Source organism: Pseudoalteromonas sp. MMG033 (genome assembly GCF_057197785.1).
In genome coordinates, this window is record NZ_CM170070.1 from 1,410,067 (window position 1) to 1,432,629 (window position 22,563).

14 protein-coding genes are annotated in these 22,563 nt (G+C 41.6%); all 14 read right to left on the bottom strand.

Going from position 1 to position 22,563, the window contains the following annotated elements:
* Positions 1 to 111: 111 nt before the first annotated feature.
* The 14 genes from AC2CZC_RS06220 to atpA all read right to left on the bottom strand — a co-directional run bounded on the left by AC2CZC_RS06220 (position 112) and on the right by atpA (position 22,554).
* Complete coding sequence (locus AC2CZC_RS06220; protein WP_484584212.1) at positions 112 to 3,258, bottom strand: lantibiotic dehydratase; 3,147 nt, start codon at positions 3,256 to 3,258, stop codon at positions 112 to 114.
* Between the two features lie 10 nt (positions 3,259 to 3,268).
* Entirely contained in the window at positions 3,269 to 4,492 is a 1,224-nt protein-coding gene (locus tag AC2CZC_RS06225) for a lanthionine synthetase C family protein (RefSeq protein WP_484584213.1), read from the bottom strand.
* Between the two features lie 194 nt (positions 4,493 to 4,686).
* On the bottom strand, positions 4,687 to 6,816 hold the full coding sequence (locus AC2CZC_RS06230; protein WP_237137823.1) for a peptidase domain-containing ABC transporter: 2,130 nt from the start codon (positions 6,814 to 6,816) through the stop codon (positions 4,687 to 4,689).
* 30 nt (positions 6,817 to 6,846) lie between these two features.
* Positions 6,847 to 8,091 (bottom strand): HlyD family secretion protein, encoded by a 1,245-nt coding sequence (locus tag AC2CZC_RS06235; RefSeq protein WP_484584214.1) that lies wholly within the window; start codon positions 8,089 to 8,091, stop codon positions 6,847 to 6,849.
* Between the two features lie 134 nt (positions 8,092 to 8,225).
* Complete coding sequence (gene glmU, locus AC2CZC_RS06240) at positions 8,226 to 9,587, bottom strand: bifunctional UDP-N-acetylglucosamine diphosphorylase/glucosamine-1-phosphate N-acetyltransferase GlmU (protein ID WP_484584215.1); 1,362 nt, start codon at positions 9,585 to 9,587, stop codon at positions 8,226 to 8,228.
* A 1,131-nt stretch (positions 9,588 to 10,718) separates the two neighbouring features.
* Entirely contained in the window at positions 10,719 to 11,402 is a 684-nt protein-coding gene (locus AC2CZC_RS06245) for a helix-turn-helix transcriptional regulator (protein ID WP_484584216.1), read from the bottom strand.
* Between the two features lie 1,259 nt (positions 11,403 to 12,661).
* Positions 12,662 to 12,868 (bottom strand): hypothetical protein, encoded by a 207-nt coding sequence (locus AC2CZC_RS06250; protein ID WP_484584217.1) that lies wholly within the window; start codon positions 12,866 to 12,868, stop codon positions 12,662 to 12,664.
* Positions 12,869 to 13,793: 925 nt separating this feature from the next.
* A complete protein-coding gene (locus AC2CZC_RS06255) occupies positions 13,794 to 14,327 on the bottom strand; it encodes a hypothetical protein (RefSeq protein WP_484584218.1) in 534 nt (177 codons plus the stop codon).
* Positions 14,328 to 14,552: 225 nt separating this feature from the next.
* A complete protein-coding gene (locus AC2CZC_RS06260; RefSeq protein ID WP_484584219.1) occupies positions 14,553 to 14,759 on the bottom strand; it encodes a hypothetical protein in 207 nt (68 codons plus the stop codon).
* A gap of 1,032 nt (positions 14,760 to 15,791) precedes the next feature.
* Positions 15,792 to 17,963, bottom strand: coding sequence for a winged helix-turn-helix domain-containing protein (locus AC2CZC_RS06265; RefSeq protein WP_484584220.1), 2,172 nt, complete (start codon positions 17,961 to 17,963; stop codon positions 15,792 to 15,794).
* 290 nt (positions 17,964 to 18,253) lie between these two features.
* Positions 18,254 to 18,670: a F0F1 ATP synthase subunit epsilon gene (locus tag AC2CZC_RS06270; protein ID WP_039611158.1), complete on the bottom strand. Its 417-nt coding sequence runs from the start codon at positions 18,668 to 18,670 to the stop codon at positions 18,254 to 18,256.
* Between the two features lie 14 nt (positions 18,671 to 18,684).
* Positions 18,685 to 20,070 (bottom strand): F0F1 ATP synthase subunit beta, encoded by a 1,386-nt coding sequence (gene atpD, locus AC2CZC_RS06275; protein WP_023400934.1) that lies wholly within the window; start codon positions 20,068 to 20,070, stop codon positions 18,685 to 18,687.
* A 32-nt stretch (positions 20,071 to 20,102) separates the two neighbouring features.
* Positions 20,103 to 20,963, bottom strand: a complete 861-nt coding sequence (atpG, locus tag AC2CZC_RS06280; RefSeq protein ID WP_039611157.1) for a F0F1 ATP synthase subunit gamma — start codon at positions 20,961 to 20,963, stop codon at positions 20,103 to 20,105.
* A 49-nt stretch (positions 20,964 to 21,012) separates the two neighbouring features.
* Positions 21,013 to 22,554: a F0F1 ATP synthase subunit alpha gene (gene atpA / locus AC2CZC_RS06285; RefSeq protein ID WP_023400936.1), complete on the bottom strand. Its 1,542-nt coding sequence runs from the start codon at positions 22,552 to 22,554 to the stop codon at positions 21,013 to 21,015.
* Positions 22,555 to 22,563 lie beyond the last annotated feature (9 nt).

Sequence of the window (22,563 nt, forward strand, 5' to 3'; positions counted from 1 at the left end):
TGTCACTCCTTACTTAACTGAAATGAGTTTGCTTGCATTCAACTCTAGTGCGCCCTGCGGCAAAGCACAAAAAAAGCGCTCAGTTGAGCGCTTTTTTAATTATGAATGATTTTACGATTTTTTATCTGCTGAGAAGTATTTACGACGCATCAAATCGTGTATGACTAACTCTTGCTCACGACCATAAGCTTTAAACATACGGTTGTTATGCATATGCAAAACAGAGTTCAGCAACGAGTCTTTTGTACAATTTAATTGATCTTCAGCAATCAAACGATTTAGCTCCTCTATCACAGGCGCTGCACTGGCTTGCCACTGCTCTAAAATCGCCAATATTGCTGACTGTACTTCATCGCAATCGGCCGCGTTTTCCGGCACCAATTTAACAAAGTCATCATCGAGCTTCTGCTGATAATCACGATAACGATTACCTAGCTGCTTACGTAACAGACTGGTTTCATTAAACTCTCGGCCAAACCCTTCGCGCAGCTGGCTAACCAAGGCAAAACGAGCTTCATCTGAGTACTCAAAAAGGTTAAACAATCTATGTGTACACGCCAACGCCACACGCCAACGCACATCCTCACCATACTCATCAATTAAGCCACAAGTTTGTGCAATTAAACGGCTATCGAGCATAAACAAAGATTCCACCAAACTCATTGACTCAGGACCGCCGTAGCGCTCGACTTCACGCTCATAGGTCATTAGCTCAACTTTGTGCAGCTCACCAGACTCAATCTTCGGATCTAATAATGCATTCAAACGCGGCAGTAATTGACCGCATAACAAGCTCGGATCACCATGGAAACGCAAACGAATATGCCAATCAGGATCGCCATAACGAATAAAGAACCACTTGTCGTACAATTCGCTATTTTCTTCAATCAGAGGTAAAAGTTCTTCTGTCAGTAATTGCTCAACCAATGAGTTACCTGAGTATATCTTCAAGCTTAACCACTCAGAACCCGCGCTAAAGCGACGCTTAATCGGCGTGGCCGTGATATTGGCATAGGGGTCGTCTGAGTAATGGGCATGTACCGCTGCATGTTCATTGAAAAATGGCACAATGACTTCGTTGTTGTAATGGCGACCTTCACTGTCGACAACACGGGAGCGATAGCTGCTCGTTAATACTTCTTTGAGCTCAACCGTAGTCTGGCCTTTGGTCTCACCCAATAAAATCGAGAACATATCAGGATTGCGTATATCAAGCTGCAATACATTGTCTGACATCGCAAAACTTACCTGTGCATCGAGCTGATACTTTTGCATCAAGCTATCTAGCAGTTCACGGTTAAATTGACCTTTTTTATTCACCGCTTCTAGCTCGCTGCGCTCTATACGCCACACCTTTTCGCTCAAAATCAAATTATCTAGCATGACACGTGGCACAAATGCAGCGCGCTCAGTGCTCGATGGCATACTGAAGTGAGGCGCACGACCTTCTTGGTGTTGCAGCATACATAAAAATTTATATGCACTTAAACTGCGTGCGGAGTAATTGTGCGCACTGGATAAGCGCGGCACGACTTGTTTGTTTAATCGCTTACTCCACAGCTTCACCTTTTGGCCTTCAACCCAAACGTGTAAATCACTGAGCGGGATCTGGTATTCATCACTCAATGCACTGTCAGCCATAAACACAATTTCATACTGACGCAAGTGTGGACGTGCAATCACGTTACCTGGGCGACCTTCAGGCATGTGTACCACTTCAGCAAAAATAACGTCTTCGTTGTGTGCTTGCTCTTGTGCTAAATGCGCCGTCACCGATGTTTTTAACTGTGCGTCAAGGTGACAAAAACGGCCAAGTAAATTAGCTGCAGAAGGGCCATAACAGCCATTGAATTTGTATATTGGATTGCCTCTATCATCCTGATATAAGCTCATCATGGTCGCAAATGAATACGGGAAGCTCTTCACTGCATCTTTGTTGTTGATCTTGCCTTTGAGCTCTTTGCTCTTTAGCACAATACAATCTTTACCGCGATTTTCCGGCAAGCTTAAGGCACGCTCAACAATGCTATCAATCATGCTGATCTCAGGCGCCGTATTTTGATTTGAGCCACTGCGCGCAAGGTTGAGCCCAGCCACCAGCGGCGCCTCGTAACCTGTCTCTGTCGAAATACCAATGCCTGACTCATCATCCAAAATGACATCTAAAGGGACAAACTGCCCTTCAAAACGGCTGTTAAACTGCGTCATAAATTGGCTCAAAGCAGAACCCGAACTGGTAATCGTGAGTCCTGCAATCACTTCAAGTTGCTTTTGCACACGCTTAATTTCCATTTCGGAAATTTGGCACTGCTCAAATGCACGGTATATGTCACTTTGGAATAATTTGTTTTCTTGTGCTTTAACCGGCAAGCTTTCTAAGTGAGACAATAGCTGCTTATAAGGGGTGATCTCACCACTGCGGTTAGTATCTAACTGCTCAATTTGGCTCAACGCCGTTGCCAGTTTGTCTGCAGCATCGAGCTCCTTAATGCCTTCGATCGATTTAAGTAAAGCCAGATCAGGAGAGTTTCCGGTCAATGGCAGCGGGATATCTGCCAGCAACACGCCCTCATCAATCAAGTCTTGAATGTAGTTTTCAACTTCTTCTTGTTCAGCCTCGTCGTAATGCGCTAAAAAACGCGTCACTAATTCGTTAAAACTCAACCCAGGCTTTGCAAGCTCTAAGGCGAACTTGAAGTATTCATCACTTTCAACCGCACTTAAGCGATATTGCATGGTGTCATCAGACAGATAGGTCTCAATGTAACGGCATTGCTCAGCGATAAAATAATGAGATGAGTTTGGCTTATAAGTGAGGTGCTCTGAGCGTGAAGCATGTTTAATAAAGTGCTCTTTTAGCGCGGATAAGTAAAACATATCAAGACGCGTTTTACGGGTATCTTTCACATGTTGCGCAGGCGTTAGCGTCGTTTGGCTATCGATTTGACCTTGATGAATGCCAGAAAATAGACCAAACGGCGTTGGTCGAGAACACATACGCACCATATATTTAATCAACGCATGTGCGACTTTTTTGCCTTGCTTAGAGTCCGGTTTAGTGCGCCACTGCTCGATGCGCTCTAGCAATGATGGACTCGCTAAATAAATCGCTTCTTCAACACCTGGCGTGGCTAACCAAGCGCTCAATAAGGTATTGGTATCTTGATTGTCATCACCAAATGCCACCAGCTCTTCAAGTGCTAGGCGTGGTGTTCTAATTACAAAAAAGTTATCATTTTTTAGTTGCTTGCTAGACATTCTTGTACTCCTATACCATCAACAAACAGTCAGTCCAGCTCACATCATCATCTAATAAGCCTATCAAACCACAGCCGACACCGGCATACCCCATTAAAAAGCCAAAATCAGCTTCATGCTCTTTAGTCAGGCCATTGTATGAATACATTCCCTTTATTCCATGCTCTTTATAAGCGTTCAGGCTATAGTCTATCCAAAATTGAGCCGCTTCAACGAACTTGGGATCCGGTATGAATTTATTAACAATTTGGAAGATCACAGCCAAACCAACAAAACCATGGCATAAACCTGCATCATTGATATAACCGCTCTTATCATCTCGCTTCGCGGCATGCAGTGCGATATGACGGGCTTTATCGACATAGCTTGGACGATCTAGTGCTTGACCCGCTCGTGCTAAAATCAACGCGATGGTGATATCACCATAACACCACCCAAGACGAGAAGTTGGATCATTTTCTCCAGCACATGAGCCGTAACAAGAGTGATGGGTATGCTCATGTCCTGTTTGGTTCTCTAGTAACCAATCACAAGCACCAGACACCAACTTTGCAGCACGCTCTTTTAAAGCAGGTACTTCCATCGCAGGTATTAACGCCGCAATCATGCCCGGTACACCATGTGCAAGCCCAAGGTTAAATTCAGGTTTTTCTCTGTCGTCAGTATCAAAACGATACACTGAATTGCTCGGCTGTGACCAAGCGATGTGACCATTATCAAAGTGCGTAGCGGTACTTTCTAGTCCCCTAACAATAATCTCGAACAGTTTTGATTGGTCTGAAAACTTGTTGCGTCTGGATGCATAAGGCGCATAGCCCGATAACCCCAGCACCATTTCGATTTCTCCCGGCCACGGGTTGTAATCAAGCGCCTGTATGAAGAGATCATCAACATCTTCAAGTAACTCAGGATCATAATCTTCTTGATCCGCTTGATTTAAGTACTCCAAAACCCAAGCTTGGCCAGCCAAACCATTGCTAAGCTCAAAGCTTTGATCCCCCAACTGCTCTTGCAATAACTCCAACTTTTCTGAGAAAAGCGCCTCATCAACCGTACTTGGATCCAGTTGATACGCTTTAAATAAGAACAAAAGCTGTCCTGCAAGACCACTCAGTAGACCGTTTTTTAACTCCGCATCGGTTTGAATATTACGACTGACTTCTTGAGCAAGAACGGTGATAATTTCACCTATTTCTTGACGTTGATTATCTGTGATTGATAGTTGCTCTGACATTGTCTTCCTTAATAAATAAAGCTTTATTTTTTTTCTTTTATCAATAAAAGCTAACGCAATTCATCTTGTAGCTCAAGAGGGTTGTTCTTGTTACCTACAATTGAACGCTGATATTGTTTGTAACTGCATTTTTCAATTAAGCGCAAATCACCTACATCTAAACACCTGATATGAAGATGATTTGCCTTTAAGAATTAATCGTTTTGAGGTTCTAGTTCCTCAGCAAGTACTTTTTGCAGCCTAATTTCTCTGTCTGCTGAAGCGATGGTTTCCTTTCTGTGGGCAATGATCACTCGGGTCATGTCCAAACGGCTTACTGCTTCGTTGATATCAGACTCTAACGTTGTATCTAAGTGACTCGTTGCTTCATCCATAAATAGAATCTTCGGCTGTTTGTACAGCGCTCGCGCTAAAATAATACGCTGTTTTTGACCGCCAGAAAGTGAAGAACCCATGTCTCCTATCAGGCTTTCATAGCCCATTGGCATTTGACTGATATCATCATGGATCGAGGCAAGCTGTGCACAATAGACGACACGTTCCATATCAATTGGGGTATCAAAAAATGCAATATTATCTGCAACAGAGCCCGATAATAGCTCATCATCTTGCATCACTGCTGCAATTTGCTGACGATACTGGCGCGCGCCAATTTGATCGATAGGCACATCATCAATCAGTACATCACCACTTTTCGCGTCATTTAGGCCAAGCATAATTTTAAGTAAGGTTGATTTACCACACCCTGATGGGCCAGTAATCGCCACTGACTCACCAGGTTCAATGTTTAAATTCAAATTATGCAGTACATTAGGTGTCGCATCTGAATAAGAGAAACAGATATTTTTCAGCTCGATTTTACCTTTAACATCATGCTTCTTAAGCTGCTCAGGTTGAAGTGTTTCCTTATCCGTTAAGGCGATATCGGCAATACGGTCAAAATGCAGACCGACCATTTTAAACTCAATGAGCTTTTCAATCAGATTGGCCGTCTTATCCATAAATTGGCGCTTGTACGACATGAAAGCAAATAACATCCCGGTACTAAATCCGCCCTCAAGCACCAAGTGCGCTGCTAGGTAAACGACAAGAATGTTCTCAATTCCAAACAAAGCGCGGTTAATCGCATCGTAGCCAATTTGAAAATTACCCAAACGAATACTTTGGTTAATTGCATTGGCATAACGGTTTTGCCATTGCCCCTCACGCTTAACCTCAGAACCAAATAACTTAATCGTTTGTATACCGCGTACGGTCTCCATAAAGTTAGAGTTTTCTTCTGCACGGGCCATGATCTCTTGCTCACTAATGTTCCTAAATGGCTTGTACATGGCAATACGAACTAATGCGTAAGCAATGACAGCAGCGAGCACAACCACAGACAAAGTTGGACTGTAAAAGAAAATCATCGCAAGGGTAATAATGGCCATTAAACCATCTATGATTGCTTCGATTACCCCTGTTGTTAAGATCTGTTTCACCTGTTGCAGTGAGCCAAATCGAGATACCACATCCCCCATATGTCGCTTTTCAAAATAAGAGATAGGTAAACGCACTAAATGATGAAATAAGTTAGCACCCAACTGAATATTCATTTGGTTACCAAAGTGCAGCAACGTAAACCCTCGCAGTGCGTTGGTGGCGATTTCAAAGACAAGTACGAGGAAAAAGCCGGTCGCCAACACGGTCAAAAGGTTGGTATCACCGGTGAGTACAACATCATCTATCACTAACTGAATATAATAAGGTGCCGCAAGCGTGAAAACCTGCAATAGGATGGAGAGTAAAAATATCAGGAGCAATGAGCGCTTTAGGCCTGTGATACGACTCCAAAAGTCCGCAAAGCGTAAAGTCGGCTTTTTCTCTTTCTTTTCAAAGCTTTTTGTAGGTGTTAATTCAAGTGCGACACCCGTGAAGTGTTTAGACGCTTCCTCAATGGTATAGGTTTTTTCACCATAAGCGGGATCATGGATCACAATGCGTTTTTCATTGGCTTTTTTGAGTACCACAAAGTGGTTCATATCCCAATGCAGAATACACGGTGTTTGCAGTGCGTCGAGATCCTCAAGCTCTATTCGAAGCGGCCTCGAGCTCAACTCCAACTGCTCTGCAAAATGCATGATGTCGAGCAGCGTAGCGCCTTCAATAGAAATACTAAATTTTTGTCGCAATGTCGTGAGGTCACTATGATAGCCGTGATATGCCGCGACCATCGCGAGGCTTGCTAAGCCACATTCTGCTGCTTCAGATTGCAAAATAACCGGCAGCGAATTCCTTGACCAAAACTGTAATTTTTGTACCGGTGAGTTATCTTCCTGGTGCATATAAAGCCTTTTTTATTATCGTTATTGCAGCTACAGCTGTCCTTTAATACTAAATACTGGATCAAACAACCAACGAAGTAGTGATCGCTCCTCGATAATGATATCTGCATCTAACATCATACCTGCACGCAGCGGTGTCGACTTACCATACGCCTGAATATGCTGTTCAGATAAAGAGACAACGACGCGATAAGCGGGTTCAGTGATCATCCCGGGAATAATGGCCTCTTCAGGTAAAATCAAAGAGCTACTTATCTGCTTGATCTCGCCGCTATAAATACCAAACTTCTCATAGGGGAAAGCGTGATAGCGCAACTTTGTCGCCTGCCCAGACTCGATAAAACCAAACGCGGATGTAGGCACATAGATCACCGCCTGCATTTGACTATTTTCAGGGATCACACTGAGTAATCGCTCACCAGTAACCACGTTTTTACCCACTTTTGCGAGTAGACCAGTCACAACACCTGCTTTAGGTGCTCTTAGCTCACCTAAACGCTGCTGCTCAACCGAAGATAATTGAATTTCCATATCAGCACGCTGAGAATTTAGCTGATTAATACGCTCATCATGCTGTAAAGGCAACTTTTCCAATTGCATATCATATTGTTCAATTTGCGCTTGAAGTCCCAGCTTTTCTGAACGGATACTAGAGGACTGCTGCTGCAATGACAAAAGTGTATCCTTTTGCCTTTGTAGCTCTAATTCAGAGATATAACCAGTCCCTTTTAGGGTGCTGATTTGGCCGACCATTTGCTCATTTAACTCAAGACGCTTGGCAAATGTTTGCGATTGATTGTCTAATTCCACCAAGCGCTTTTGAGCCGTTTCTTTTTGTTGTTGAAGCTCAGCCAAGTCAAGTTGATACTGTTTCTCTTGTTGTGTAATTAATCGTTCAAGGTTTTGTAATTGAAATGAATATTGATTAAGTAAAGCTTGGTTAAGCTCAAGCGCTTGGGTACTGTGCTTGGCAGATGCAATCCGTAAAATGGGTTGATTGGCTTCAACCAACTCACCTTCTTCGACTAATACCTGTGAAATGACCCCTTCTTGTGATGCAACCATGCTCAATACGCCGGTATTAGGCTCAAGTACACCCGTTACGCGCTCTTTACGTGCATAACTGCCCAAGGTTAAGTAAATAATACTGATAACCACCACAAATAGGATCAGAAAGGTGAGTGTTTTAAACACCGGTGGCTGAACTAAACTCACAGCTCCTTCTAATCGGTGTCGCTTATTCTCAAGTACTTCTTTGCGAAAGAGATTTTCCATAATGACTTGTACACCCGAATTAATTGTTTTTATTGTTAAATTTTAATTAACCTCGAAGTTAATGTATCACTTTAGAATCCAGAAAGGAATCAGGTACAAAAAAAGGGAAACACATTTCCCTTTTTATTTTCTTATTAAGACTTTTTCACAGGCCTTTGCCATCCGGCAATATTGCGTTGCTTGCCTCTGGCCACTGCCAGCTGCTCATCTTGGACAGTGCTGGTGATCACCGAGCCGGCTGCAATGGTTGCTTGAGCACCTATTTTTACAGGCGCAACGAGCGAGGAATTAGAACCTATGAATGCACCATCTCCAATCACAGTTTGCGACTTATTCACGCCATCATAATTACATGTGATGGTACCTGCGCCAATATTCACTTTCTCTCCGACTTGCGTATCGCCCAGATAAGTAAAGTGGTTGGCTTTTGACCCAGAGCCGAGTCGAGATTTTTTCATCTCAACAAAGTTACCAACATGGGCATTTTCTTCCATCACAGCGCCTGGACGAAGTCGCGCAAATGGTCCAAGTGTGCAGTTTGCTTTCACTTGTGCTTCTTCAACAACCGAATTTGCTTTAATTACAACTCCGTCACCAATCGTACAGTCTTTCAAAACACAATTCGGACCAATACGCACATTATCGCCAATGGTCACTGTACCTTCAAAAATAACATTGACGTCAATTTCAACATCTTGACCAGTTGTTACTTTGCCGCGTACATCAATGCGCGCAGGATCAGCTAAACTTGCACCGTTGATCATCAACTCTGTCGCTTGGCGAGCTTGATATGCACGCTCCAGTGCAGCCAGTTGAACACGATTATTTGCACCTTCAACTTCCATCTTATCATCAGGTTGCGCCGAGGTGATCTCAATCCCTTCAGCATGCGCCATCGCCACAATATCCGTCAGATAGTATTCACCTTGGGCATTGTTATTGGAAAGTTGACCCAACCATTTTTTTAGCAGCTCACCATTTGCTGCCATAATGCCTGTATTTATCTCTTGAATTTTAAGCTGCTCTTCTGACGCATCTTTTTGCTCTACAATACCAACGAGCTTGCCATTTTCGCGCACCATCCGACCATAACCCATTGGGTTATCGAGCGTCACTGTTAATACAGACAGGCCTTTTTCAGGTGTCACCGCCAATAACTTCTCTAGCGTTGATTGCTTAGTTAATGGGACATCCCCATATAAAACCAGTACAGTGTCTTCATCATCAATATAGTCTTTGGCAACTGCCACTGCATGACCCGTACCTAACTGATCTTCTTGTAAGACCCAATTTACATCATTATGTGATAAGTGTGCTTTTAATTGCTCTGCGCCATGACCATACACAAGGTTTGTTGCTCTTGCACCCAGCGCATTTGAATTGTCGATTACATGCTGAACCATGGGTTTACCGGCAACCGAATGTAGAACTTTGGGTAACTTAGAGCGCATACGGGTGCCTTTGCCCGCCGCAAGAATAACTGTATTTAATGCCATCAGTGAGGGATCCTTTTTTTAACTTTCTATTTCTATGCGCTATTGATTACTTTAAGATTGCCACTCCATGTACCCAATCAAACTAAGGCGCAGCACGCAATATCACACAGAAATTATTGCCGATATTTTAACTAGATTTATCGAAATTGATAGTCATAAGGCATCTACATCGAATAATTCAGACAAAATATTGAGCTAGCGCTATTAGCTATGACTAAGCGATGAGGCTGAACCCGCTGTATTGTTGCCTTTCTTTTCCCCCAAAATTATTTTATTGCCTGATACCTCACCAAGTTCGAGACACAGTCGCAAATACTTACCTGTAATAACTGACGGTTTTTTAAGGCCTAAGATATAAGTAATATATCCGCCCATCAACCCTCATACATCACCTAACTATAAAAGACATAACTAAAAATAATAAATGCAAATACAAGGAATGATCTTCTCTCATGTGTATGTAGTTCAAGGTAGAACTTGCAAGGAAGCCTTTTCACAATATTAGTTGTGCGAATTGATAACTTCAGACCCGAGTGTCCTAACAGGCTTTGCAAGGAAGCAAAGCCTATTTTATTTTTATAATTTATCGTGCATATCACCTTTTTTGGGACCTTATGGCTAAAGACTTTGCATACCTTATGGGCCTATCATGCTGACCAGCTATCTTTTGTTAAATATCACAGTATCATTTCGCTAAAAAATGGATAAAGCTAACGGGAGATATGGGAAGTCACTACATTAACAATTAACAGCCTAAGTAACTCATCGCGACAGGCTATTGACGAACTCACTGACCAGTGCACATTGATTTACACGTAACGACAGTAATACTAAATAAGCCACTTTTTGCGTCTTATCAATGAAAGATTACCAATACATATTTGACTGACTAACAAGGTCATCATAAGGAAATGTAAACGCGACTTAGAGGTGCATCATTATTAACTGAGTAAATATGAAGGCGAGCGAGGCAAAGAAACTTAGAACATCCCCTACTTTTTCAAGCTCATAGAGAATAATATGGCCAGCGTTTGATAAAAATAAGCGGCGGGCTCAGCCAATGAACATAACTTGGTTAGTAACACAACTTTCCTTATTGATATTACCTAACTCGAGTTATAAAAAACCAGTCTAAATCAAATTATTAATTATGCACCTAGCAATCGCTTGTTGACGATTAGCACTTTGTGTTTTCTCAATGCAATTAGTAAGGTGGAAATTAACAGTACGTTCGCTGATCCCTAATATTTGGCTTATCTCCCAAGATGTTTTTCCCTGACAAACCCAAAACATACAATCCCGTTCCCGTTTAGTAATACCTAACTTTGCCCTTCGACATCTTAGTGCTGCATTCAATAAATAGGGTGATAGAATAGTCCAATACCAATCAATCACTTCGGCACTGAGCTGCACAGGTTGATTTTTTGGCATGCTAAATACCAAAGCACCAACAATGCCTTTTATTCCTCTAAGCGGCAATACAAACAAATGAGTCCCTAATTTATCCGTATCTGCGAGCTTAGCTAAAGAACAAATTCTAATACCTGATTGCGCATGTAAAGTCACCTTTTCATTTTCAAGGTGCATCATAATCTCATCTTCATATTGCCCATATACCTTTAGTTGATTCGTTTTTTTTGGTAAAGAGCAATAGTCAATGAATGCCAGGCAATCATAACCGACATCATTTGCAATGGTTTTTAAAGCATCTTGTAATTGCTCTGATTGGCTGATTGATTCAAATAAGTCAATTGCAGCTCTGATCGACTGAACATCACTAAATGGGTTATAGCTATCTTGTTCGGTTGGCTTCATTTTTCCCTCACATTCAAAGGTGTTGGATATTCTTTATTCTAATAGACCTTAATTTATCTTTTAAAACCGCGACCGTCAAAGCATTAAAATAAAAAATAAAACCAATAAAATCATAGCCTTAAATCACAACATTCGCTTTAAAATTAACTTTGTATTGTTTAATAATGGACAGTAAAAGCGCATACTAAGCGCTTTTCTCATAAACACTTTCATATAATTACAAGCAAATAGTAAACAACTCGTTAGAATCTAAGCAGATATGTGATTATTAAATTGACTACATTGAGTGTTACATGGTGTACCACCACCAAATTAACCATTGAAAAAACAAAAGCTTAGAAAAAGAAAACTCTACATGCAACGACAAATAATTAAGTAAATAGGTAAACTATCAACAACAGCCAACTAGCCTATCCATAATTGATAGCCCTGCGGCCAAAATGTCAAAATAAAGCAGCGCCTACTGCTGGCAGATTTATCCCTAAGCAACTTGAACGGCCATTATTGAGGATATCTAAAACGAGGTATAGATTTACTAGAAAAAGGAGTTAATTCAATATGGAAATGTAACTGAGCAGTCGATTACCCACAATCACTTAATTTAGTATATGGCACCACTCCCCCTGTGGACAATTTAACCAATTCACTGTTTCTAATTTATATTAGATACCAGTAGGCTGGTTTTTTATTCGTGCATAGCCATCTGCTCTGAGCGATACGTGTAAAATCAAAAGGCTTCAAGAAGGAACTATTTCTAAAGGCATGACCCCTGTACACTTTAACCACAAATTCGCCGGCTTCCAGCAAGGGCGAAACTCACTACATCCTTTTATGTTAGCGATATACACTTTACTTAAGCTACTGTCGTTATCAGGTTTAAATCAAAATAACTTCCTACTTTTTCAATGAGTTTACGCCACCCCTAAAGTTTCAGCTTGTGTGCCAATACCGGCCTTTTGAATAAAATGATACTCGACTGCAATCGCAGTCTGATGATAAGAGTACAGTAAGTCGATAAGCTAAGTTAAAAGCGATTATGCCTTTCATATCAGCCTTAAATAAGTACTCTACGTTTGATGAAGTATTAGATTAGCATCTATAAAGCATATGAATAGGTAACTCATTGGAAGTGACCTATTCATATGCTATTTAGATGCATAGGCGTTACGCCGATATGTTACGACTTTAACTTGCTTAAAGCCGCACGAAACTTTCTGATTTATTTACAGAGTATGTTTCATTACTCGGCAAAAACTAAATTAGCCATTAATTTGTGTCACAGTATCTGTATTAGGTGCAGCAAATTGCGTCACCGTATCTGTATTTGGAGCGGAAATTTGTGTCACTATATCTGTATTATGTCCAGTGTGATAAGTTCCTCCACCAATTAGCTTTGTTTGCTTTGCGCCAAGTTGTGCATTTTGAGAAAGAATTTTAAGTGTTTTTGTTTTTAGAGAAAGTAACATGCTTTAGTTCCTTGATAGTTTTTATATTAATTGTTTTTGCACATCTTCGTGTGCTTCAGTGATTTCTACATTAGCGTACCCGCAGTCACATTGGTACATATCAAATCTTATGAAACATCTCGTAATATTTAATAAAACACTGATAAATAAAGAAATAAAAAAACACAGTTTAATAAGCAAATACAATTACTGATAAGCGGTAAAAAAAAATCATATTTACGACAAAGCGATGTAATGAAAAAAGGATATACAAGGAATAAAGCTCAAAAAAAAGCACCGCGTCCTCTAAAAAAGCGGATACTTTTCTAAGCAGAACTTGGAAAAGCCGATGAGGAAAATGTAAAAAGACAGATAAACAGCATTAGATTCGCTTCGTAATTGCTGGTTATCGATAAAATGGAAAAGTGAATGTACGTAAAATCTAATCATCACATTATTCAGGCTATAAAATCGAGGATCTTCGCATAACCCGTGAAGAGTAACTGAAACGTGCGTGACTAAAAGCGGACAAAAAACAAACACACAAGCAAAACCGTTTGGGATTATCTAGATCAAAATCCTTCGTATAACCTATGTAGAGTATCAGAAATGTAGGTGAATATAAGTGGGGAAAAACTGAGCGCACAAACAAAGTCGCTTGAGGTTATAGAATCAGCACTCTGCGACTTAAGTCAAAGCACTTTACAATCAGGATCCTAGACTTGGACTAACACACTCTTGTGCATTGTTAATATGTTAGTTGATGTTTTAGATAAACAGTTGAAAAGAGCTATTGGTTAAACGTAAATTTAAAGTAATCTAACATACAAATTATGCTAGGAAAGTGTTGGTTCACCAAGCTAAACAGCCGCATAAGGTATTGAGGTGAAAGCTCGATTAAAAAAGAAGAGGTTAATTCAAAGTAGGGATGTAACAGAGTTATAGATCATCCGCAATCGCTTAAGTTTGTATATAAAAGCACCTTACCAGTGGAGAGCTCAGTCAATTCACTGTATTTAATTTGTGCTAATTCAACAGATACCAGTAGACTATTTTTTAATACACCATCGACATTAAATTTAACTGGTTTCTTGTCCGTGCATAACCACACGCTCTGAGAGATATTACTTAAGTCATAATGCTGGTCAAAGTAATAATTGCCAAATGCGTGATCAGAAGACACTTTAGCTACCAACTCACCTGATTCGAGCAAAGACTGTGTGTCATTGATAAACTCAATATATCCCTTCATGTTAGAGATATACACTTTGCTTGTGCCACTATCAGTATCTGGTTTAAATCTAGCTAACTCTTCTCCTTTTTCAACAAGTTTACCTACTTCTAATTTCTCTGCTCGTATCGCAACTCCTGTCTCACGAGTAAAATAATACTCTACCGCTGGGGCCTGTAAGTATAACTGTCCAACCATAGGTGCATCATAAGTGGGTAAGATAAGAGAAAAAGCCAGTAAACTGTTCATATCATTCCTTAATAAATGTCCTGAGTTTGATTAAATATCATATTTGAAATAGCAGATTGGCATCTATAAAGCATATGAATAAGCAACTCCTATAAGTTGTCTATTCATATGCTATTTAGATGCCTAGGCGTAATGCAGATGTGTTACGACTTTAACTTACTTAAAGCCGCACGGGACTTTCTGATTTACTAACAGCTTGTTTTTCATTATTCAGCAAAAGTCTATTTAGCCTTTAATTTGTGTCACAGTATCTGTATTAGGTGCAGAGAATTGTGTCACAGTATCTGTGTTAGGAACGGCAAATTGTGTCACAGTATCTGTGTTAGGTGCAGTGTAATGAGTCCCTCCACCAATTAGCTTTGTTTGCTTTGCGCCAATCTGTGCATTTTGAGAAAGAATCTTAAGTGTTTTTGTTTTTAGAGAAAGTAACATGCTTTAGTTCCTTGATAGTTTTTATATTAATTGTTTTTGCACATCTTCGTGTGCTTCAGTGATTTCTACATTAGCGTACCCGCAGTCACATTGGTACATATCAAATCTTATGAAATATCTCGTAATAATTCATAAACCACTGATTAATATGGAAATAAAAAAACACAACTTGGTAAGGATATACCGTTAAAGGGAAGTGATTAAAAAATCTAGATTTATTACAAAATGGCGCTGTGAACAAAGTGAGTAGTCAAAGTGCAAAACTCGATAAAAAAGCCATAGCCTCCTAGAAAAAGGCTGATATTTCTCCAAATGAAATCAACAAAGGCAATGAAGCAAGCGCTCAAAAAACAAAAAGGTAACTTTTCACTCTCTTTATAGTGCCGTTTATCGATAAGTAGAAAAGATACCTGTAGCCACACTTAGCCGTTACATTATTCATAGGTGCTTAGACAGAACAAAAGACAATCCTTTAGGTTAGAATGTTATCTAGGTCGAATAAAGAAGGTAGTGCCAACCCCCAAACTGAGCAAAAAGTGAAAGCACAAAAAATAATTTGGGATACAGCACGCGATTTATGGTCAATGTATTTGATAGTGAATGGGGATCAGTAAAACAAACAATATTACGACAGAGTTATAAAAAACCTGACTGTACCGACTATTTTAAGCTTGTCTTTATCTACAAGAACCTCTTTTAGATTATCGCTCATTCGTTATTGGCCATAGCTGTTTTGACTGCCTTGTTAACACACCTACGCCCTCTTTTCTTTTGATAAGGAATAAGATGGTGGCAGTTAACAACACAGGGTTACAAGACGTGCTACAAAACATGAGGAAGCTGGCGGTCGAGTAACCAGAGCTCCACTGTTTAGTTAGTGGCTTTTCTCTTGCTCAAGCGAATATCACAATGTAAGCCAAAAAGAGGTCAGTAAATCAATTCATCCCGAAGGCCGCCCTAAGCAGACCTTCAAAGAGATATTCGCGATAAAGTACCGTGGAACCCCATCACACAAAGGCCGAGCTATCCAAGCTAATTAAGACCTTTGTTTGAGTTTATCATCGACACTTTTAGCAATTGATTGTCTACAGTCTTTATAATATCGGCGATCAGTTGACCTGATTTAGAACCTCGTATTTGCTCTATAAATAGTTTAGGGTCATCGACTGTGTAAATTGTCTTAATTGGCACATCCGACGAAAAGTCAATTTTAAAAATGCGCTTGCCATTTGAGTGATAGACAGTCCCGTCTAAAATAGCAACCGAATGCTTATATTTTGCAGGAAGCAATTCCACGCGATGGATCACCTCACCACTGAGCAAATCAAATGCTGAAATAATGTCGTTAGAGGAGAGCGTAATAAGCGTATCTTCATCTAGACGATCCAACCACAATGTACTTTGCATTGGAAGTTTTCTCACATGCCCGTCCACGCTAGACCACACGTATGCACTGCTATTGACCTTCTGCTCATCAATCACGGTATAGCTAATTTCTTCATCACTTAAATACTCTACTGATACCAGTGTGCCATCGACAGACTTTGACATAGTTAGAGATAAATCACTTAGGCTATACACTTCAATTTTACGCGCATATTGAACCAATATCTCATTCGTTGCCTGGTTGTAGCGCAACGCCTTATATTTTGCATTTGGTAAACCCAGAAGTTTAACTTTGCCATCACGGCTCATTTGATGTATTTGTTGTACATCACCTAAACGTGTTAAGAACAAAAACCCTTCAGGGACTTCTACCGCTTTGGTGTCTTCGCGCTTGCTATTAATGAGTGGCTCAAGCGCGCTACCTTGTGTATTTAAGCTATAGATATCTAATACGAATGGATAACTTGTCATTAATAAATCGCGGCTATTGAGTATCTCATAATTTGCATAAGACTGATCAGTCAACAATTTCTGCGCTTTTACTAAACGCATTTCACTAAGAGAAAAGCCATAAACAACATTCTCAATATTGTTGAACCATACTAACTGTTCCGTCTTTTCGTCATAGTTGAGCCCCCAAATACGCGATGGTGAATCATAAATTTTAACCTGATTTCCCCCATCAGGATCCGTCATATACAGTTCATTGGTATCGTACTGACGTCGCTCAAACAAGATAATTTCTTTTTCTGGAATATAAGTTAAAAAGCGATCGCCATAGGAGTTCAAATTTGGAGAAGTAATTTGAAACTCCTCTCCAGTAGCCAAATCCCGGTTAGTTAATGCAGATAATTCATCCCTATTGCGATAGCCACTTTTAGCATAAACAAGGCGCCCCTGATTAATCTCGCCACCTGTCATACTATTTATTTTACAGTCAAATAAGTACTCACTGCCTGAGTTAAAGTCCGCATTTAATTGCCACACTTGGCACTTATCACCATCCACTATTCTGTAATAAATGGTATTGGAGTCCACCGACCACCCTACCGGGTAATAGTTGACGCCTTGCTCACCCAACCTGCGCTCGTGGCCACTTTTTAGGTTTTTGACCACCAATGAATAATAGTTAGTATCGCGTTTTATAAAGGAATAGGCCACCATGGCATCATTAGGAGATAGATTAAGTAAAGTATAGCGGCCTTGCACCCATGACAGAACGTGTTCCCTTATAGGTTGATCTTGAGTAACGATACTGGGCGTGATTGTTTCTTGCTCATCAACACCAAGCTTTATTCCTGCCGCGACAGTTAGCCCAACAACACAGCACAGTGCAGCCCCTTTAAATAACCATGTAAAACGACTAGGCGCCCTTTCACTATCACTGGTGGGTTCAATTTTAGAGACTGGTGGTATGCTTGCAGAGACACTGCCTGAATGAGAATCTGAGTGAGTTTGGGTGGGCTTATCAGAATAGTATATGATTTCAGGTTCAAGAAAAAAACTATACCCTTTACGATAATGCGTTTTTACGACAATGCCGCGTTGTTTGTCAGATTTCAAAATCTTTCGCAACTCCGACATGGCACGATTAATCGCATTATCATCAACATAATTCTGGCTCCATACATCGTCTACCAAGTCTTGCCGCGTAATAATTTGCTCATTGTTAATTATCAAATAGCACAATAAGCGAAATAATAACGGTTCCAACTCACGAGTAGTGTCACCATCACAAATACATTGGCGCTTAGGATCAAGCACCCATTCGCCAAATTTGACTTCCTTTACTTGCCTAGAAAATTTTACTTCATTCATGGTGAGTATTAAACGAGTAGGCTGCTAACGAATACCCATTTTACTCAAAGCCATGTTTTACTCAAGCGAATATATGAATAGATGTAACTGGTACGAGAGGATTGTGTTAAAAAGTAATAAGTTACCGGTTCGTTTTTTATTCACAATACATGCATCAACTTCTCAATGTATCTGTGATCACTTACCAAAATTAACCAAAACACTGTAATAAATAATGTAGATAAAGCAACAGATATAAAAAAACCCACATGCTTGTCAGCATGTGGGTTTCAAACCAGATAGGTGGCTGCTTATTTACGCAGCTGGCGAAGTAGTCGTAGCTGGGCAAGCGCTTCTTCAAGCTGCATAGCGGCACGCTGGTAATCCAGCTCGCTTGCAGTACCTGAAGCAAGCTGTGCTTCAGCTTCACGTTTAGCTTCTTCAGCAGCCTGCTCGTCAAGTTCTTCACCACGAATAGCAACGTCCGCTAGAACAGTTACTGTCTTAGGTTGAACTTCAAGCGTACCGCCTGCAACGTAGATGAACTCTTCAGCACCATCTTCTTTAACCAAACGTACCATACCAGGCTTTAGGCCAGTCAGGAGTGGCGCGTGGCCAGGGTGAATACCAAGTTCACCTTCACTACCTGTCACTTGAATTGTAGCCACAGCACCAGAGAATAAATTCTGCTCTGCACTTACTACATCAAGGTGTACTGTCATTGCCATAACAACCTCCTAAATTACATGTTTTTAGCTTTATCAACTGCTTCGTCGATTGAGCCAACCATGTAGAATGCCTGCTCAGGCATATCATCGTAATCACCGTTTAGGATGCCCTTAAAGCCAGAGATTGTGTCTTTAAGAGATACGTATTTACCAGGTGCACCTGTGAATACCTCAGCAACGAAGAACGGCTGAGATAGGAAACGCTGGATTTTACGTGCACGAGATACAACTTGCTTATCTTCGTCAGATAGCTCGTCCATACCTAGGATCGCGATGATGTCTTTCAGCTCTTTATAACGCTGAAGTACAGTCTGAACGCCACGTGCTGTCTCATAGTGCTCGTTACCGATTACTTGAGGGTCAAGCTGACGTGAAGTTGAATCTAGTGGGTCTACCGCAGGGTAGATACCTAGAGACGCGATGTCACGTGAAAGTACAACTGTTGCATCTAAGTGCGCGAACGTTGTAGCTGGTGACGGGTCAGTCAAGTCATCCGCAGGTACGTATACCGCTTGGATTGAAGTGATTGAACCAGTCTTAGTCGATGCGATACGCTCCTGTAGTACACCCATCTCTTCTGCAAGAGTTGGCTGGTAACCTACCGCTGAAGGCATACGACCTAGTAGTGCTGATACCTCAGTACCTGCAAGCGTGTAACGGTAGATGTTATCTACGAAGAAAAGTACGTCACGACCTTCGTCACGGAACTTCTCAGCCATCGTTAGACCCGTTAGTGCAACACGTAGACGGTTACCCGGTGGCTCGTTCATCTGACCGTATACTAGCGATACTTTGTCTAGTACGTTTGAGTCGTTCATCTCATGGTAGAAGTCATTACCCTCACGCGTACGCTCACCAACACCTGCGAATACAGAGTAACCGCTGTGCTCGATTGCGATGTTACGGATAAGTTCCATCATGTTTACGGTTTTACCAACACCGGCACCACCGAATAGACCAACTTTACCACCTTTTGCGAACGGACATACAAGGTCGATTACCTTGATACCTGTTTCTAGTAGCTCAACTGAACTTGATTGATCTTCGTATGAAGGCGCAGCACGGTGAATTGACATACGCTCTTCTTCACCAATTGGACCTGCTTCATCAATAGGCTGACCTAATACGTCCATGATACGACCTAGGGTCTTTGTACCAACTGGAACCTTGATTGGCTCGCCTGTGCCTTCTACTGAGATACCACGACGTAGACCGTCTGTAGTACCAAGTGCGATACCACGTACCACACCGCCACCTAACTGCTGTTGCACTTCTAGTGTCAAACCAGCTAGGTCGCCTTCTGTAACTTTTAGTGCGTCATATACGGCTGGCACGTTGTCTTGTGGGAACTCGATGTCCACAACGGCGCCGATAATTTGGACGACCTTACCTAAACTCATGTCTATTCCTCTCGTTAAACTTTGCCGAAGCGTTATACAGCAGCCGAACCGCCAACAATCTCACTGATTTCTTGTGTGATTGCAGCCTGACGTGCTTTGTTGTAAACAAGTTGCAGCTCATCCATTAGGTCGCCTGCGTTATCAGTTGCGGCTTTCATCGCAACCATACGGGCAGCCTGTTCAGATGCAGCATTTTCTACTACACCCTGGTACACCTGTGACTCAATGAAACGTACCAGTAGCGTCTCTAAGATCGCTTCTGGGCTCGGCTCATATAAGTAATCCCAAGCGTGGGCTGATACTTCTTCTTCAGCTTTTGGCAAAGGTAATAACTGTTCGATCGTTGGCTCTTGCTTCATTGTGTTCACAAATTTGTTGTACACAACGAACAAGCGGTCAATTTTGCCTTCAGTAAATGCATCTAACATTACTTTAACTGGACCTACTACGTCCTGTACTGAAGGAGCATCTCCAAGACCCGCTTTTTTAGCGAGTAACTCACCGCCAAAACGTTGGAAGAAACCAGCTGCCTTGCTACCTAAAGTAGCAAATTCGGCATCAACGCCTTTTTCTTTCCACGCCTTAACGTCTAATGTGATCTTCTTAAACTCATTTGAGTTCAAACCACCACACAGACCACGGTCAGTTGAGATAACAATGTAACCAACTCGCTTCACATCACGTTCCTCTAGGAACGGATGGTTGAAGTCAAGATTTGCTTGAGCAATACGACCGATCACTTTGCGTAAGTTCTCAGCGTATGGACGGCTTGATGCCACACGGTCTTGTGCCTTCTTCATTTTAGAAGCGGCAACCATTTCCATCGCGCTGGTGATCTTCTGAGTATTCTTAATACTCCCGATCTTGCTTTTTATCTCTTTTCCGCTGGCCATGACTCTCTCTCCGAATCAGTGGTGACCGAAGTCACCATGAATAACTAAATTACCAAGTTTGCGTCGACTTGAACTTCTCTAGAAGTTCTTTAAGTTGCGCTTCAATCTCAGCATTGTAGTTACCAGTTTCGTTGATTTGAGTCATCAGCGCTGCGTATGTGCTGTTTGCGAAACCAATTAGGCCTTCTTCGAAATCACCAATCTTGTTGATTTCGATGTCTTGTAGGAAGCCTTTCTCAGCAGCAAATAGAGACAGAGACATTTCAGCAACAGACATAGGTGCATATTGCTTCTGCTTCATTAGCTCTGTTACACGCTCACCGTGCTCAAGCTGTGCACGCGTTGCATCGTCAAGGTCAGAAGCGAACTGAGAGAACGCCGCTAGTTCACGGTACTGAGCTAGCGCTAGACGGATACCACCACCTAGTTTCTTAACGATTTTAGTTTGCGCTGCACCACCTACACGAGATACCGAGATACCAGCGTTAACAGCTGGACGGATACCTGCGTTGAATAAGTCAGTTTCTAGGAAGATCTGACCATCGGTGATTGAGATAACGTTAGTAGGTACGAATGCAGAAACGTCACCACCTTGAGTTTCAATGATTGGCAATGCCGTCAATGAACCTGTTTTACCTTTCACTTCACCGTTAGTGAACTTCTCAACGTAATCAGCGTTTACACGTGATGCACGCTCTAGAAGACGTGAGTGAAGGTAGAATACGTCACCTGGGTATGCTTCACGGCCTGGTGGACGCTTAAGTAGTAGTGAGATCTGACGGTAAGCAACAGCTTGCTTAGAAAGATCATCATATACGATTAGTGCGTCTTCACCGCGGTCACGGAAGTATTCACCCATAGTACAACCAGCAAATGGCGCTAGGTATTGTAGCGCTGCTGATTCAGAAGCAGATGCAACAACAACGATAGTGTTTTCAAGTGCACCGTGCTCTTCTAATTTACGTACTACGTTTGCGATAGTAGATGCTTTTTGACCAACCGCTACGTACACACACTTAACGCCTGTGTCTTTTTGGTTGATGATTGCATCGATTGCAAGTGCAGTTTTACCAGTCTGACGGTCACCGATAACTAGCTCACGCTGACCACGACCAACTGGGATCATCGCATCGATAGACTTATAACCAGTTTGTACTGGCTCATCTACTGATTGACGCTCGATTACACCTGGTGCAATTTTTTCAACAGGTTCGAAACCATCGTTGTCTAGTGCACCTTTACCATCGATTGGTGCACCTAGTGTGTTAACAACACGACCTAGTAGACCACGGCCTACTGGTACTTCAAGGATACGACCTGTAGATTGTACTTTTACGCCTTCTTTAAGGTCTGCGTAAGGACCCATTACTACTGCACCTACTGAGTCGCGCTCAAGGTTTAGTGCGATAGCATAACGGTTGCCAGGAAGCTCGATCATCTCACCTTGCATACAGTCAGCTAGACCGTGGATGCGGATGATACCATCAGTAACAGATACGATAGTACCTTCGTTACGTGCTTCACTTACAACTTCAAACTGCTCAATACGCTGCTTGATCAGTGCAGAAATTTCTGTGGAATTAAGTTGCATGCTCTTTTT

Excerpts from the sequence above, each read along its gene's own strand:
- AC2CZC_RS06260 (WP_484584219.1), bottom strand. The coding sequence starts at position 14,759 with ATGTTACTTTCTCTAAAAACAAAAACACTTAAGATTCTTTCTCAAAAT.
- AC2CZC_RS06250 (WP_484584217.1), bottom strand. The coding sequence starts at position 12,868 with ATGTTACTTTCTCTAAAAACAAAAACACTTAAAATTCTTTCTCAAAAT.
- AC2CZC_RS06225 (WP_484584213.1), bottom strand. The coding sequence starts at position 4,492 with ATGTCAGAGCAACTATCAATCACAGATAATCAACGTCAAGAAATAGGT.
- AC2CZC_RS06235 (WP_484584214.1), bottom strand. The coding sequence starts at position 8,091 with ATGGAAAATCTCTTTCGCAAAGAAGTACTTGAGAATAAGCGACACCGA.
- atpD (WP_023400934.1), bottom strand. The coding sequence starts at position 20,070 with ATGAGTTTAGGTAAGGTCGTCCAAATTATCGGCGCCGTTGTGGACATC.
- AC2CZC_RS06220 (WP_484584212.1), bottom strand. The coding sequence starts at position 3,258 with ATGTCTAGCAAGCAACTAAAAAATGATAACTTTTTTGTAATTAGAACA.
- AC2CZC_RS06255 (WP_484584218.1), bottom strand. The coding sequence starts at position 14,327 with ATGAACAGTTTACTGGCTTTTTCTCTTATCTTACCCACTTATGATGCA.
- atpG (WP_039611157.1), bottom strand. The coding sequence starts at position 20,963 with ATGGCCAGCGGAAAAGAGATAAAAAGCAAGATCGGGAGTATTAAGAAT.
- AC2CZC_RS06230 (WP_237137823.1), bottom strand. The coding sequence starts at position 6,816 with ATGCACCAGGAAGATAACTCACCGGTACAAAAATTACAGTTTTGGTCA.
- atpA (WP_023400936.1), bottom strand. The coding sequence starts at position 22,554 with ATGCAACTTAATTCCACAGAAATTTCTGCACTGATCAAGCAGCGTATT.
- AC2CZC_RS06245 (WP_484584216.1), bottom strand. The coding sequence starts at position 11,402 with ATGAAGCCAACCGAACAAGATAGCTATAACCCATTTAGTGATGTTCAG.
- glmU (WP_484584215.1), bottom strand. The coding sequence starts at position 9,587 with ATGGCATTAAATACAGTTATTCTTGCGGCGGGCAAAGGCACCCGTATG.
- AC2CZC_RS06270 (WP_039611158.1), bottom strand. The coding sequence starts at position 18,670 with ATGGCAATGACAGTACACCTTGATGTAGTAAGTGCAGAGCAGAATTTA.
- AC2CZC_RS06265 (WP_484584220.1), bottom strand. The coding sequence starts at position 17,963 with ATGAATGAAGTAAAATTTTCTAGGCAAGTAAAGGAAGTCAAATTTGGC.